Genomic DNA, 14,145 nt, shown 5'->3' with positions numbered 1-14,145 from the left:
ATGTACGGAATGCCAGACGAAATCGATGTGCGGGCCGACGGCGCGCTGCGCATCATCACGCTGAACCGCCCCGATGCGCTCAATGCGGTCAACGACAACTTGCACGTCGGGCTCGCGCGGTTGTGGGAGGCGCTCAACGAGGACGCCGACGCGCGTGCCGCGGTGATCACCGGTGCCGGCCGGGCGTTCTCCGCGGGCGGCGACTTCAACTATCTCGACGAGTTGCGGCGTGATGAAGCCTTGCGCCAGAAGACGATCAAGCACGGACGCGACCTCGTCATCGGCATGGTGCGCTGCCGCATCCCGGTCGTCGCCGCGGTGAACGGCCCGGCCGTCGGGCTGGGCTGCAGCCTGGCCGCGCTGTCGGACGTCGTCTACATGGCCGAGAACGCACACTTCGCCGATCCGCACGTACAGATCGGGCTGGTCGCCGCCGACGGTGGCCCGCTGGTGTGGGGTTCGCAGATCAGCCTGTTGCAGGCCAAGGAGTTTGCGCTCACCGGCGTGCGGATCAAGGCTCAGCGGGCAGTCGAACTGGGATTGGCCAATCATGTGGTCGAGGACCCGCTGGCCGAGGCGATCGCGTGTGCGAAGAAGCTGATCGATCTGCCCAAGCAGGCGGTCGAAGCCACCAAGCGGTTGATGAACATCCAGCTGGAGCAACAGGTGATGGCGTCGCTGGACTACGCCAACCTCGCCGAGTACGTCTCGTTCGGCACTGCCGATTTCAATCGGATCGTGGACGGCCTGATCGCCAAGAACTGATGTTCTGCCCCGCGAGCGACCGCTAATGTACGCAATTTACGGCGTGTTGGCGTACAGACACGGTCGCTCGCGGGGCAACTCGGTGCAACTAGAAGGTGAGGGCCTCGGAGCGCTGCACGGTACCGGTGACGCCGCCGGCATCTTGACCGGCCAGGCGTACCGCCGCGAGTCCCATCGCCTCGGGCGGCTCGACCATCTCCGGCGGGATCTGCAGCCCGCTGCCGCCGGCCTGCCATCCCTCGGTCAATACCACGCGTGATGGGCTGAGGCAGTTGACCGCGATGTTGTCATCACGCAGATCGGCGGCCAGGCCGAGATAGAGACGTTCGGCCGCGGCTTTGGACACCCAGTAGGCGTTGGCACCGTGCTCGACCATGTCGACTCCGGTGGTGGTGATCGCGATGAGCGAACCGCCGCCGCGTTCGCGAACGTGCGGGATGACGGCCTTGGTCACCAGGAACACTCCGGTGAGGTTGACGTCCAGGCACAGTTGCCATCGTTTGAGCGGTGTCGTCTCGACCGGGCCGAGCCACAGCACACCGGCGTTGGCGACCAGGATGTCGATACCGCCGAACTCCGAAACCGCCGCGGCGACAGCCTTGTTGACCGAATCCTCGTCGGTGACATCACAGGCGACCGGTATCGCCCGCCCGCCCGCATCGTTGATGTCCGCCGCCACCGAGCCGATGGTGCCGGGCAGCTTGCCCGGCTGTTCGGAGCGCGCGGCCACGGCCACCGCGGCACCTTCGGCGGCCAGTGCGGCAGCGATCGTCGCGCCGATGCCGCGGCTGGCACCGGCGACGAAGGCGACCTTTCCGGTCAGGTTCATCGCGAAAGACTATTACTTGGGCGGGAAGCGCAATGCCCCATCCAGGCGGATGATTTCGCCGTTGAGATAGTCGTTTTCGATGATGCTCTGAGCCAACTGGGCGTACTCGACCGAGCGGCCCATGCGCTTGGGGAACGGCACCTGCGGACCCCAGTACTGCTCGAGCTGATCGGCGGCCTTGCCGTAGGCGGGTGTGTTGATGGTGCCGGGGGCGATGGTGCAGACCCGGATGCCCAGAGGCGACAGGTCGCGTGCGGCGACGAGTGTCATGCCGAGCACGCCGCCCTTGGCCGCCGAGTACGGCAGCTGGCCGATCTGGCCCTCGAACCCGGCGATCGAAGCTGTGTTGACGATGACGCCACGACCGCCTTCCTCCAGCGGTTCGGTCTTGGCGATCGCCGCGGCGGACAAGCGCATCACGTTGAACACCGCGGTCAGATAGAACTCGATGGTTTTCTTGAACCCGTCGAGGTCCAGCGGGGACCCGTCCTTGCCGACCAATCGGCCGCCGGCGGCGGGCCCGCCGTGGGTGTCCACGGAGATGCGGAGCGGGGCAAGCGCTTCGGCCTCGGCGATGGCAGCGAGTACCGACTCCTCGGAGGTGGCGTCGGTGCTCACATAGCGCACACCCAGCTCTTTCTCCAGGCTGGCGCCCTTCTCGTCGGCGAGGTCCGCGACGACCACCTTGGCTCCCGCCGCCTGCAGGCGGCGGACGGTCGCCTCACCCAGGCCACCCGCACCGCCGACGACGATCGCGGAACTACCGGCGATTTGCATACGGTTCCCCTTCTTGCAACTGAGACTCTCTGACTGCGAGAATAGCATTCTCTTACCGGGTGAACCAGGGAGCAGATCAATGCCTGAAGCCGTCATCGTGTCCGCGCTGCGTACTCCTATCGGCACAGCGAAGAAGGGCACGTTGCGCGATACGGACGCCTACGCGCTCGCTGACCATGTGGTGCGCGCTGCGGTCGATGACCTGGCCGGGCGCGGCACGGTCCCAGTCGACGACGTGATCCTGGGCGAAGGTCTCTACGGTGGAGGCGTCATCGCCCGCCACGCCGCGATCACCGCCGGTCTCACGACGGTCCCGGGAGCGTCGATCAATCGGCACTGCGCGGCCGGTCAGGCGGCCGTGCAGAGTGCGGCCGCCAGCATCCGCGCCGGGATGGACCGGCTGATCCTGGCCGGCGGGGTGAACTCGGCCTCAACCTCACCGCGGTTCGTCCGCGCGACAAGCAGTGCCAAGGACGCCGAGTGGGTCAACTGGTTCCCGCCGACGCATCCCGACCGGCCGGACGCACCCAATATGGACATGTCGATCACAGTCGGTTGGAACGCCGCGGTAAAGGCCGGGGTGAGCCGCGAGGAGATGGACCAGTGGGCATTGGGCTCGCACCTCAAGGCGGTCGCGGCGATCGACGAGGGCAGGTTCAAGGAGGAGATCGTCCCCATCCAAACTCCCCATGGGCTGTTCGATACCGACGAGCATCCGCGTCGTGACACCACACTGGAGAAACTGGCGGCGCTCAAGCCGCTGCATCCAGAGATCGACGGGTTCTCGATCACCGCGGGAAATGCGTGCGGCGCCAACGACGCGGCCGCACTGCTGACCATCGCCAGCGACAAGCTCGGGCTGCCGGCCCTGGCGACCATCAAGTCCTGGTCCTCGGTGGGCGTCGACCCGGCCTCGACCGGGCTGGCCCCCGTCGAAGCCATCACCAAAGCACTTGGCCGGGCAGGCCTTTCGTTGTCGGACGTGGATCTGTTCGAGATCAACGAGGCCTTTGCGTCGATGTGCGTGGCCACTATCAAGCTGCTCGACATCAACCCGGAGATCGTCAACGTCAGCGGCAGCGGTTGCTCGCTGGGCCATCCGGTGGCCGCCACCGGGGCGCGCATGCTGGCCACGATGGTCCATGAGTTGCGCCGGCGCGGTGGCGGTATCGGCGTGGCCGCCATGTGTGCCGGGGGCGGTATGGGCTCGGCGACGGTCATCGAGGTGCCTGCACCGTAATGTCGACTGTGATGACCAGCCCACCCAGCATCGAGGAGCTCATCACCGCGGCGCGCGGCGGGTCCCAGCGTGCCGTCGGGCGATTGCTGAGCCTGGTCGAAAGCGACCGTCGCGACGAGGTTCTCGCGGTGCTCGGCCCGGCATCTCCGCGCGTCATCGGGGTCACCGGGCCGCCGGGAGCCGGAAAGTCGACGACGGTCGGCGCGCTCGTCGGCGCCTACCGAGAGCGCGGTCTGCGGGTCGCGGTGCTGGCGGTGGATCCGTCGTCGCCGTACAGCGGCGGTGCGTTACTCGGGGACCGGATCCGGATGGCCGCCCACATCAACGATCCCGATGTGCTGATCCGATCGGTGGCGACCCGTGGGCATCTGGGTGGGCTGGCTGCCGCGGTACCCGCGGCGATCCGGCTGCTGGCCGCGCTGGCCTACGACCTGATCGTGCTGGAGACGGTGGGCGTAGGGCAGTCCGAGATCGAGATCGCCGCCATCGCCGACCCGACCGTGGTGATCCTCAACCCCGGTGCCGGTGACGCCGTGCAGGCCGCCAAGGCCGGACTGCTGGAGGTCGCCGACCTGGTGGTGGTGAACAAGGCCGACCGCGAGGGTGCCGATCAGACTGCGCGTGACCTTCGGGCCGAGGCGACTGTTCCGGTGCTCAAACTCGTTGCGGCTCAAGGGGAGGGGCTGGCCGATCTGGTCGATGCCATCGACGCTCACCACCGATCCGACACCCCGGCGCGCCGCGCCGCGCGGGCCAGGACCCAGATCCTGTCGCTAGCCCAGACCTTGCTTCGCAATCACGGTGAGCTGGACGGGTTGGCTGCCGCCGTGGCCGACGGCACCACCGATCCGTACAGTGCTGCGGCGCAATTGATCGCGGATTCAGCCGGGTAGGGCCAGGACGCGTCGCATAGTCTGCAGCAACTCGGCGCGCAGGGTGTCATCGTCGAGGTCGGTCACCAGCGGGTGCATCACCGCGACGCTGATCACGCCGGACAACACCGCCGCATGGACCCGTGCCCCGTCGCCGGACTGGTCACCGAGCATGGCTGAGTAGAGCCGGTCGATGAACTGCTGAAACGGTTCGTGTTCGGCGAGCAGTCGCACCACGACCGGATCGAACTGCAGTGTGCTGGCGGCACGTCGACGCGATACAGCCATGTCGATCACCCGGGTGAGCAGGACTTCCCGAGCCCGGGTGGGCGAGCCCTCGGCCTCGGCCGCCTCCAGCGCATCCTCGAGCTGGCCGAGTTCACGCTCGGTGAGCGCGATGACGATGGCTTCCTTGGTCTTGAACTGGTGGTAGACAGCGGCTTTCGTGACGCCGAGTGCGTCGGCGATCATCTGCAACGACGTGCCGCTGACCCCGTGCTCGGCGATCAGCTCAAGCGCCGCATCGAGAATGCGGGTCTGAGCTGCGCTGCGCGGGTTCCCGAGCACGTCTCGACCGTAGCCGATCAGCTCACCGACTTGCCCGTAGCCGCGGCATAGCCGCTGCGGTAACCGAACACCATTGCGGGACCGAGGGTGCCGCCGGCCCCGCCGTAGGCCTTGCCCGTCACCCCGCCCATGGCGTTGCCCGCGGCGAACAGGCCGGGGATCGGGGCGCCGTTGACGTGCAGGACCCGGCCGTCGCGGTCGGTGCGCGGGCCGCCTTTGGTGCCCATCGCGCCGATCTTGACGGGAACCGCGTAGAACGGCGCGGTGTCGAGGGGCCCGAGCGTCTGGCCTGCCGGGGTGGCGGCCGAGTTGTCGCCCCAGTAACCGTCGTACGCGCTGGATCCGCGGCCGAAGTCCGGGTCGACCTCGCGGGAGACATTGTCATTCCACAGGTTCAGGGTCTGGGCCAGGCCCTGGGCGTCGATACCGGTCTTGGCGCCGAGTTCGGCGAGGGTGGCCGATTCGCAGAACCAGTCCGGCACCGCGTCGCCGGGTTCGACGCCGAGGAAGCCGTAGCGCTGCAGGTGCACGGAGTCGAACACGATCCAGGCCGGGTCGTTGGCGTAGCCGATCTTGGGGTCGAGGTACTGGAAGGCGCCCGCCATCGAGTTGTATTCGCCTGCCTCGTTGAGGAAGCGCTTGCCCGCCCGGTTGACGATGACGCTGCGCGGCCGGGTGCGTTCCAGTCGCACGCTGCGGCTACGGGGATGACCGTCGATGGTGTCACCGGGGATCTGCACGATCGGAACCCACCACGCCTCACCCATGTTGGCCAGGTCGGCGCCGTGTGCCATCGCCATCCGCAGCCCGTCGCCGGTGTTGTTGGGCGGGGACACCGCGCCGCGCATGGGGCCGCGCAGGTAGGCCTCGACCAGTTTCGCGTCCCACTCGAATCCGCCGGTGGCCAGCACGACGCCGCTGCGGGCGCGCACGGTCACGTCGGCGCCATCGACACTGATCCGCACCCCGGCGATACTGTCGGCGTCACCGACCAGTTCGATCGCGCGGGCCTCGGTGACCGGCTGGATGTCGCGATCGAGCAGGCCGCGCAGCAGACCGGCGATCAGTGCGGTGCCGGCGACACAGAGGTCGGCGTCGGGATCGTCGTAGACGGCGTGAATGCGGGCGCGAGTCTCCGCGTCGATGCCGACGTTGCTGAAATCCGCTGGGAACGAGGTGATCCGGTCTCGCCAGGCGCCGAGCTTGCCCTGATCCACCGGGCCCGCGCTCAGCGAGCGGCCGCCGCCCGGGCGCCCGCCGGGGAGCTCGGGCTTGTAATCGGGAAAGCCCTCGGCGACGGCGAAACGCAGCTCGCTGTGTTCCTCGACGAAGTCGAGCATTGCCGGGCCGGTCCGCACGAAGGTGTCGACCAGATCGGCATCCATGTAGCCCAACGATTGGGCCTGCAGGTAGTCGATCGCGTCGGCGACCGGCAGTGGCCCGTCGGCGCTGCGGTCGTGGGCCGGGATCCAGACGATGCCGCCGGAGACCGCGGTCGTGCCGCCGACCGTGGGCGCCTTCTCGTAGATCGCGACCGAGGCGCCGTTGACCGACGCGGTCAGCGCGGCGGTGAGCCCTGCGCCACCGCTGCCCAGTACGACGACGTCGACCTCGTTGTCCCAATCCGTCATGTGCGCATCGCCTTTCAGTACAGAATTGCTGATAGTTCGTTTGCTGCCCGGACCACCGCGTCCTTGCCGCTCAGCACGACGTCTTCGCGGTGCGAGATGAGATTGATGCAGGTGGGCGGCGACGGCAGACGCCGGCGCACGGGCACCGCAAGGCCATAGGTGTCCGGTTCGATCTCGCCGTGGGTGATCACCCAACCCTGTTCGCGGGTCTCGCGGACCAGTTCGCGTTCGCCGGGACGCGGCGGCATGCTCGCCAGCAGTGCCACTCCGGCGGCGCCGCGCTCGAGCGGATGGCGGCTGCCCTCGTGGAAGGACAGCTGGTAGAACACCTGCGTCGGGACGATCACCGCGACCGCCACCTGCTGATCGCCCTCGGCCACCAGCAACGACACCGTGCTGCCGAGCTCGTCGGCAAGTGCGCGCAGGGTCGGGACGCTGAGCTGGCGCATGTTGTTGTCGAAGGACGAACCGAGCGCCGCCAGCCCGGCACCCGGCCGGTAGCGGCCGTCCTCACCCTTTGTCACGTACCGGAACTGGCTCAGGGTGGCCAGCAGCCGGTAGGCAATCGTGCGATGGGCGCCGACGTGGTCGGCGACCTGTTGCACGGTGAGCCCGGTCGGGGCCGCGGCGATGGCCGCGAGCGCGCTCAATCCGCGCGCCAGCGTCTGTGAACCCGGCACCCCGTTGGGGGTGCTGTCGGTCTTCGTTTGTGCCTGCGGCTGGGTTGCCTTGGCCGGCATCGCGCCCCTCCTTGACAGATAGAACCGCGAGAGTGATGCTCTGATAATAATGCACTCTGATGTGCGCTATATGAGCAAAGTGCTTACAAATTTGGAGAATATCATTCTCTTTACCGTCGGAGAGGGGAACATGACAAGCACTGCCGCCGGGCCGGCATCCGGTTCCGTTTCGGCCACCAAGCACGAGAGCGTCTGGGCTGACCTGCAGGGCGTGGCGTTCTCGCAGGGTTACCTCGATGTGGGCGGCATCCGCACCCGCTACCTGCATGCCGGTGACCCGAAGCTGCCCGTGCTGGTTCTGCTGCACGGGTCGGGCGGACATGCCGAGGCCTATGTGCGCAATCTGGAATCTCATGCCGAGCATTTCTCGACGTGGTCGATCGACATGCTCGGGCACGGCTACACCGACAAGCCCGGCCATCCGCTGGAGGTCGCGCACTACGTCGACCATCTGATCGCCTTCCTCGACACGATCGGTGCGCAGCGTGCCCATATCTCGGGTGAATCGCTGGGCGGCTGGGTGGCCGCGCGGGCCGCCGCCGATCACCCGGACCGCGTCGATCGGTTGGTGCTCAACACCGCCGGTGGTTCACAGGCCGACCCCGAGGTGATGAAGCGGATCATCACGCTGTCCATGGCGGCCGCGGAGAACCCGAGCTGGGAGACCGTGCAGGCCAGGATCAAGTGGCTGATGGCCGACAAGACGAAGGATTACGACGACATCGTGGCGAGTCGCCAGGCGGTGTACCGCCAGCCCGGTTTCGTCGCCGCGATGAGCGACATCATGGCACTGCAGGACCCGGAGATCCGCGCGCGGAACCTGCTGGGGGAGAAGGAATACGGAGCGATCACTGCGCCCACTCTGGTGCTGTGGACCAGTGATGACCCGACCGCCGACGTCAGCGAGGGCCGGCGCATCGCGTCGATGATCCCCGGTGCCCGGTTCGAGGTGATGCCGGACTGCGGGCACTGGCCGCAATACGAAGACCCTGAGACGTTCAACCGGTTGCATCTGGAATTCCTGCTGGGGAAGCCGGCGTGACCGACCAAGAGGTCGACGTCATCATCGTCGGGGCCGGGCCGGTCGGCCTGACCCTGGCGAATGTTCTTGGCATCCAGGGTGTCCGAACGCTCGTGGTGGAAGAACGCGACACCCTCATCGACTACCCCCGGGGAGTCGGACTCGACGACGAATCGCTGCGGACGTTCCAGTCCATCGGACTGGTCGAGGCGGTCCTGCCGCACACCGTGCCCAACCAGATCCTGCGGTTCTACGACGGTCACCGCCGGCTGCTGGCCGAAATGGCGCCTCCGGACGCACGATTCGGCTGGCCCAAGCGCAACGGCTTCGTCCAGCCGCTGGTCGACGCGCAGTTGCTGGTCGGGATGGACCGGTTCGAGCATGTGCAGGTGGCCTGGGGTCGCCGGATGGAAGCGGCGGTCGAGACGGCTGACGGAGTGACGGTCGAGTTCGGTCCGGACGTGCCCGCGGTGCGGGCGCGCTATGTGGTGGGGTGCGATGGCGGCCGGAGCGCCACCCGCCGCCTGATGGGGGTGTCGTTCGACGGCACCACTTCGCCGACCCGCTGGGTGGTGGTCGATCTGGCCAACGATCCGTTGGGACATCCGAACAGCGAGGTCGGTGCCGACCCGGATCGGCCGTACGCCTCCATCTCGATCGCGCACGGCATCCGCCGGTTCGAGTTCATGATCCACGCCGACGAAACCGACGAGCAGGCCGAGGATCCCGAATTCGTCGCGCGGCTGCTCGCTCCGTTCGTACCGCATCCCGACAAGGTCGACGTGATCCGTCGCCGGGTCTACACCCACCATTCCCGTATCGCCGGGAACTTCCGGAAGGACCGGTTCCTGCTGGCCGGCGATGCCGCGCATCTGATGCCGGTGTGGCAGGGCCAGGGCTACAACAGCGGCATCCGGGACGCGGCCAACCTCGGCTGGAAGCTGGCCGCGGTGGTCAACGGGCAGGCCGGCGACGCACTCCTGGACACCTACGACACCGAGCGCCGCAAGCACGCCAGGGCCATGATCGACCTGTCGACGTTGGTGGGGCGGGTCATCTCGCCCACCAACCGCAAGATCGCGGTGGTGCGGGACAAGCTGATTCGCGGTGCGTCGGTGGTTCCGGCGCTCAAGCGCTACGTGCTGGAGATGCGGTTCAAGCCGATGCCGCGGTACGACCAGGGTGCGGTCTACCATCCGAAGCCGCCGACACCCGATGCTCCGGCCGGCACGTTGTTCATCCAGCCGCGGGTGGACACCCGCGAGCAGTCGAACGTGTTGCTCGACGATGTGATCGGGCTGAACTTCGCGGTGCTGTGCTGGAACAACAATCCACGCGCGTTGCTCGGCGAGCGGGCCTATCAGCGCTGGAAAGCCCTGGGGGCGAAGTTCATCGCGGCCCGCCCGCAGACCCAGTTGTTCTGGACCGGGCACGACGCGGACAGCGACGACGGCTCCGTGGTGATCGTCGGTGACCGCACGGGTGCGCTCAAAGCCTGGTTCGACGTGCACGCGGAATCTGTGCTGGTGCTGCGCCCGGACCGCTGCATAGCCGGTGCCGACATCGCCCAGCGTGCCCCGGAACTGAGCAATGCCCTGTTCGACGTACTGCATGTGCTGGAGGGAGGTGCGAACGATGCCAGTAGCCCTGTGCTGTATGTCCCACAGCCCACTGCTGAATCTTCCGGGACCGTCGGCTGATCTCCTCGACGAGATCAGAACAGCGGTCGGGAGTGCTCGCGCGTTTGTTGCCGACTACGACCCCGAACTGGTCGTCACCTTCTCGCCCGACCACTACAACGGGTTCTTCTACCGGCTGATGCCCCCGTTCTGCATCGGTACCGCCGCAACGGGAGTGGGGGATTACGGGACATACCTGGGTGCGCTGAACGTTGCCGGTGACATCGCCCAGCAGTGCGCGGAGGCGGTGTGGGAGTCCGGGGTGGACGTCGCCGTCTCGACGAGCATGGACGTCGACCATGGCACCGTGCAGCCGCTGCAGGAGTTGTTCGGCGAGGCGACCGCGCGTCCCATCGTGCCGATCTTCATCAATTCCGTTGCCACCCCGCTGGGTCCGCTGTCGCGGTCCCGCGCGCTGGGGGCGGCGGTGGGCGCCTACCTGGCAACCCTCGACAAGCGGGTGCTGGTGTTGGGTTCCGGTGGGCTGTCGCACGACCCACCGGTGCCGACGCTGGCCACCGCACCGCCGGCTGCCCTGGACCGGATCGTGCACGGAGTCCCGATGACCGCTGAACAGCGCATGGCCCGGCAGTCCGCGGTGAGCCAGGCCGCCCACGACTTCGCCCATGGGCAGAGTGCGCTTCGGCCGCTGAATCCCGACTGGGACCACAGTCTGCTGGAGATCTTCGACGAGGGCCGGCTGACGGATCTGGACAGCTGGTCCAACGCCTTCATCGCCGCCGAAGGGGGCAATTCGGCGCACGAGATCCGCACCTGGGTGGCCGCATTCGCGGCGCTGGCAGTCAACGGGCCGTACCGGACGGGGAATCACTTCTACCGGGCGGCACCGGAATTGATCGCAGGATTCGCAATCAGGACGGCGGTAGGAATCGCAGCATGACCTCAGACACCAGTGCACACACCGCCGAGCAGACGTTCGACAAAACGGTCGACGTGCTCGTCGTCGGCTCCGGCGGCGGCGGCATGACGGCTGCGTTGGCAGCCGACGCGGCCGGTCTCGATACCCTCGTGATCGAAAAGTCCTCCCACTTCGGCGGTTCCACCGCGTTGTCGGGCGGCGGGATCTGGGTACCCGGGGCGCCGTCGCAGCGTCGTGCCGGCTATGTGCCCTCACCGGACGGGGTTTTCGACTACCTCAAGCAGATCACCGAAGGCACGGTCAGCGACGCCCGGCTCCGCAAGTATGTCGAGGCCGCGCCGGAGATGATGGACTTCCTCGAGCACAACAGTGATTGGTTCGAGTTCGTCTGGAAACCCGGCTACGCCGACTACTACCCGGAACTGCCCGGCGGCTCGGCGCAGGGGAGCACCATCAACGTCCCGGCCATCGACCTGCGCAAGCTCGGTGAGCACGAGCAGGAGCTGCTCGCCCCGCTGGCCCTGGCGCCCAAGGGAATCTGGTTCGCCCCCAAGGATCTTCGGCTCTTCTACCAGATCCGGCAGAACTGGCGCGGCAAGGCCGTGCTGCTCAAGCTGATCTGGCGGATGGTGCGGGCCCGGGTGCTCGGTGACCGGATGGCCGCCATCGGCCAGTCGCTGGCCGCGCGGATGCGGCTGGCGCTCAAGCAGCACGACATCCCGCTGTGGCTGGATGCGCCGATGACCTCGCTGATCACCGGTGCGGACGGCGCGGTACTCGGCGCCGTCGTCGAGCGTGACGGCAAGCCGCTGCGGATCCGGGCCACCGGGGGCGTGATCCTGGCCTCGGGCGGGTTCGACCATGACATGGCGTGGCGCAAGGAACATCTGCCGGTGCTCGAAAAGGACTGGAGCTTCGGCAATCCGGCTGCCACCGGTGACGGCATCCGGGCCGGTCAAAAGGCCGGCGGCGCCATTGAACTGCTGGATGAGGCGTGGTGGTTCCCGGCGATCTGCTGGCCCGACGGCCGGCTGCAGTTCATGCTGAACGAGCGCATGATGCCGTCGCAGTTCGTCGTCAACGGCGACGGCAAGCGGTTCATCAACGAAGCCGCCCCTTACATGGACTTCGCCCACGCCATGATCGAGGGCCAGCAGTCCGGCATCGGGCACATCCCGTGCTGGCTGGTCACCGACATCGACTCGTTCCACCGGTACGTCGTGGCCGGGCACCTGCCCATCCCCAAGATTCCGTTCGCTCCGGTGCCCACCGGGCGCCAGGTGCCACGGGCCTGGCTGGATTCGGGTGTCGTGGTCGAGGCGCACAGCTGGGAGGAGCTGGCCGGAAAGATCGGTGTGCCCGCGCAGAACCTGCGGGCCACTGCCGAGCGGTTCAATCAGCTGGCGCACGGCGGGCACGACGACGACTTCAACCGCGGTGACAGCGCGTACGACAACTACTACGGCGACCCGACCCTGCCGAACCCGAATCTGCGCCCGCTCGGCAAGCCGCCGTACTACGCGTTCCAGATCATCCTCGGCGACCTGGGCACCTCGGGCGGCCTGCGCACCGATGAACACGCCCGGGTGCTGCGCGCCGACGAGACCACCGTCGATGGGCTCTATGCGGTGGGCAACGTCTCGGCGGCGGTCATGGGCCGCAGTTACGCCGGTGCGGGCGCGACGATCGGGCCTGCGATGACATTCGGGTACGTGGCGGCCAGACACATCGCTGACCGGAGTGCCCAACAGGCTGTCGCGCAACCAGTTTCACAAGCAGCCAACCAACAAATCCAGGACACCGTCAGTAACCCCTCAGGAGGAAATCGATGAAGATCTCGCTGTTCTACGAGTTCGCGCTGCCGCGCCCGTGGTCCGACGACGATGAACTCCAGATGTTCCAGGACGGCCTGGACGAAGTGGAGGCCGCCGACAAGGCCGGCTTTTCGACTGTCTGGCTGACCGAGCATCACTTCCTGGAGGAGTACTGCCACGCCACCGCACCGGAGATGTTCCTGGCCGCGGCCAGCCAGCGGACGAAGGATATTCGGCTCGGCTTCGGTGTCATGCACCTGCCGCCGCCGATCAACCACCCCGCGCGGATCGCCGAGCGGGTTGCCACCCTGGACCACTTGTCGCGCGGTCGAGTGGAGTTCGGCACGGGTGAGGGATCCTCGGTCGCCGAGCTCGGCGGTTTCAACATCGATCCCGCCGACAAGCGGACCATGTGGGAGGAAGCCCTCGAGGTGTCCATCCGCTGTATGACCGAAGCCCCGTTCACCGGGTTCAAGGGCGAGCACGTCGAGTTGCCTGCCCGCAATGTGATCCCCAAGCCACTGCAGTCACCGCACCCGCCGGTCTGGGTGGCGTGCACGCGCCCGTCGTCGGTGCAGATGGCGGCCCAGAAGGCCATCGGTGCGCTGAGCTTCGCCTACACCGGTCCCGAGGCGCTCAAGGAGCGGGTTGACGGGTACTACAAGGAATTCGAAGAACAGGGTGCTCCGATCACGCCGGCGATCAACCCCAACATCCTGGCCATCGGCGGCGACCTGTCGATGATGGTGGCCAAGTCCGACGAAGAGGCGCTCAAGCGGCTCGGCATCGGCGGCGGCTTCTTCTCGTTCGGCATCATGCACTACTACCTGACCGGCATGCACACCCCCGGCCGCACCAAGGTGTGGGAGCGGTACGAGCAGGCGGTCAAGGAGGACCCGTCGCTGGCCTATGGTCCCGGCCGCGGCGCCATCGGTTCGCCCGACACCGTGCGCGAATTCCTGCGCGGTTACGAGGCGAGCGGGGTCGACGAGATCATCCTGCTGCTCAACCCGCGCAGCCACGAGGGCACCATGGAGTCAATCGAGATCATGGGCAAGGAGATCCTGCCCGAGTTCATCGAGCGGGACGCAAAGGCGGTGGCGGACAAGGCCAAGCGCCTGGAGCCGGTGATCGAGAAGGTCGAGTCGCGCCGCCGTCCGTCGGACGCCCCGTTGTTCGACGAGACCTACGCCTTCGGTGGGCTGCCCACCGGTCGCGACAAATTCACCGCAGGTGAGATTCCCGAGGCGATGGCCGAGATCAACGAGGGCCGGGTCAAGGCGGCCCAGGCCGAGAAGACGGCTCGGGAAACCTCGGGTTGAGCGGAGCC

At 67.3% G+C, this 14,145-nt stretch carries 13 protein-coding genes; 8 read left to right on the top strand and 5 right to left on the bottom strand.

Features of this window, described 5'->3' with window-relative positions; translation table 11 throughout:
• The gene (locus EH231_RS11985) at positions 1–765 is read left to right on the top strand and encodes an enoyl-CoA hydratase/isomerase family protein (RefSeq protein ID WP_090435024.1); all 765 of its coding nucleotides are present in this window, start codon (positions 1–3) and stop codon (positions 763–765) included.
• A gap of 88 nt (positions 766–853) precedes the next feature.
• Here EH231_RS11985 and EH231_RS11980 read toward each other — a convergent pair whose 3' ends face one another.
• Complete coding sequence (locus EH231_RS11980) at positions 854–1,594, bottom strand: SDR family NAD(P)-dependent oxidoreductase (RefSeq protein ID WP_124712482.1); 741 nt, start codon at positions 1,592–1,594, stop codon at positions 854–856.
• A 12-nt stretch (positions 1,595–1,606) separates the two neighbouring features.
• Positions 1,607–2,371, bottom strand: a complete 765-nt coding sequence (locus tag EH231_RS11975) for an SDR family NAD(P)-dependent oxidoreductase (protein WP_090435031.1) — start codon at positions 2,369–2,371, stop codon at positions 1,607–1,609.
• 79 nt (positions 2,372–2,450) lie between these two features.
• Here EH231_RS11975 and EH231_RS11970 point away from each other — a divergent pair, with 79 nt between their 5' ends.
• On the top strand, positions 2,451–3,611 hold the full coding sequence (locus EH231_RS11970; protein WP_090435034.1) for a thiolase family protein: 1,161 nt from the start codon (positions 2,451–2,453) through the stop codon (positions 3,609–3,611).
• An 11-nt stretch (positions 3,612–3,622) separates the two neighbouring features.
• Positions 3,623–4,504 carry a methylmalonyl Co-A mutase-associated GTPase MeaB gene (gene meaB, locus EH231_RS11965; RefSeq protein WP_090435303.1) on the top strand — a complete coding sequence of 294 codons (882 nt, stop codon included), beginning with the start codon at positions 3,623–3,625 and terminating at the stop codon, positions 4,502–4,504.
• On the opposite strand, the gene EH231_RS11960 is transcribed toward meaB, so the two are convergent.
• Genes EH231_RS11960 through EH231_RS11950 form a run of 3 tightly spaced genes read right to left on the bottom strand, consistent with a single transcriptional unit; the run spans position 4,493 to position 7,421 of the window.
• On the bottom strand, positions 4,493–5,050 hold the full coding sequence (locus EH231_RS11960) for a TetR/AcrR family transcriptional regulator (protein WP_241177938.1): 558 nt from the start codon (positions 5,048–5,050) through the stop codon (positions 4,493–4,495). The two genes, meaB and EH231_RS11960, sit on opposite strands and share 12 nt — an antisense overlap.
• Positions 5,051–5,067: 17 nt before the next feature.
• On the bottom strand, positions 5,068–6,681 hold the full coding sequence (locus tag EH231_RS11955; RefSeq protein WP_090435040.1) for an FAD-dependent oxidoreductase: 1,614 nt from the start codon (positions 6,679–6,681) through the stop codon (positions 5,068–5,070).
• A gap of 14 nt (positions 6,682–6,695) precedes the next feature.
• Positions 6,696–7,421, bottom strand: a complete 726-nt coding sequence (locus EH231_RS11950) for an IclR family transcriptional regulator (RefSeq protein WP_090435043.1) — start codon at positions 7,419–7,421, stop codon at positions 6,696–6,698.
• A gap of 130 nt (positions 7,422–7,551) precedes the next feature.
• Between EH231_RS11950 and EH231_RS11945 the strand changes: the two genes are divergently transcribed.
• The 5 genes from EH231_RS11945 to EH231_RS11925 are packed head-to-tail and all read left to right on the top strand — an operon-like array spanning position 7,552 to position 14,137.
• Positions 7,552–8,463, top strand: coding sequence for an alpha/beta fold hydrolase (locus EH231_RS11945; protein ID WP_124712481.1), 912 nt, complete (start codon positions 7,552–7,554; stop codon positions 8,461–8,463).
• Positions 8,460–10,142: a bifunctional 3-(3-hydroxy-phenyl)propionate/3-hydroxycinnamic acid hydroxylase gene (locus tag EH231_RS11940; protein ID WP_124712480.1), complete on the top strand. Its 1,683-nt coding sequence runs from the start codon at positions 8,460–8,462 to the stop codon at positions 10,140–10,142. The genes EH231_RS11945 and EH231_RS11940 overlap by 4 nt, the downstream gene beginning before the upstream one ends.
• Positions 10,099–11,022, top strand: coding sequence for a 3-carboxyethylcatechol 2,3-dioxygenase (locus EH231_RS11935; RefSeq protein ID WP_241177936.1), 924 nt, complete (start codon positions 10,099–10,101; stop codon positions 11,020–11,022). The genes EH231_RS11940 and EH231_RS11935 overlap by 44 nt, the downstream gene beginning before the upstream one ends.
• Positions 11,019–12,833, top strand: coding sequence for an FAD-binding protein (locus EH231_RS11930; protein WP_124712478.1), 1,815 nt, complete (start codon positions 11,019–11,021; stop codon positions 12,831–12,833). The genes EH231_RS11935 and EH231_RS11930 overlap by 4 nt, the downstream gene beginning before the upstream one ends.
• Positions 12,830–14,137: an LLM class flavin-dependent oxidoreductase gene (locus EH231_RS11925; protein WP_090435058.1), complete on the top strand. Its 1,308-nt coding sequence runs from the start codon at positions 12,830–12,832 to the stop codon at positions 14,135–14,137. The genes EH231_RS11930 and EH231_RS11925 overlap by 4 nt, the downstream gene beginning before the upstream one ends.
• Positions 14,138–14,145 lie beyond the last annotated feature (8 nt).

It is taken from the genome of Mycolicibacterium nivoides, from assembly GCF_003855255.1.
In the GTDB taxonomy this organism is placed as follows: Bacteria; Actinomycetota; Actinomycetes; order Mycobacteriales; family Mycobacteriaceae; genus Mycobacterium; species Mycobacterium nivoides.
This window is presented reverse-complemented; position numbering and strand designations above follow the sequence as displayed.

Bases quoted from the DNA above. Each gene is read 5' to 3' on its own strand.
- EH231_RS11985 (WP_090435024.1), top strand. From the start codon at position 1: ATGTACGGAATGCCAGACGAAATCGATGTGCGGGCCGACGGCGCGCTG.
- EH231_RS11980 (WP_124712482.1), bottom strand. From the start codon at position 1,594: ATGAACCTGACCGGAAAGGTCGCCTTCGTCGCCGGTGCCAGCCGCGGC.
- EH231_RS11975 (WP_090435031.1), bottom strand. From the start codon at position 2,371: ATGCAAATCGCCGGTAGTTCCGCGATCGTCGTCGGCGGTGCGGGTGGC.
- EH231_RS11970 (WP_090435034.1), top strand. From the start codon at position 2,451: ATGCCTGAAGCCGTCATCGTGTCCGCGCTGCGTACTCCTATCGGCACA.
- meaB (WP_090435303.1), top strand. From the start codon at position 3,623: ATGACCAGCCCACCCAGCATCGAGGAGCTCATCACCGCGGCGCGCGGC.
- EH231_RS11955 (WP_090435040.1), bottom strand. From the start codon at position 6,681: ATGACGGATTGGGACAACGAGGTCGACGTCGTCGTACTGGGCAGCGGT.
- EH231_RS11950 (WP_090435043.1), bottom strand. From the start codon at position 7,421: ATGCCGGCCAAGGCAACCCAGCCGCAGGCACAAACGAAGACCGACAGC.
- EH231_RS11945 (WP_124712481.1), top strand. From the start codon at position 7,552: ATGACAAGCACTGCCGCCGGGCCGGCATCCGGTTCCGTTTCGGCCACC.
- EH231_RS11935 (WP_241177936.1), top strand. From the start codon at position 10,099: ATGTCCCACAGCCCACTGCTGAATCTTCCGGGACCGTCGGCTGATCTC.
- EH231_RS11930 (WP_124712478.1), top strand. From the start codon at position 11,019: ATGACCTCAGACACCAGTGCACACACCGCCGAGCAGACGTTCGACAAA.
- EH231_RS11925 (WP_090435058.1), top strand. From the start codon at position 12,830: ATGAAGATCTCGCTGTTCTACGAGTTCGCGCTGCCGCGCCCGTGGTCC.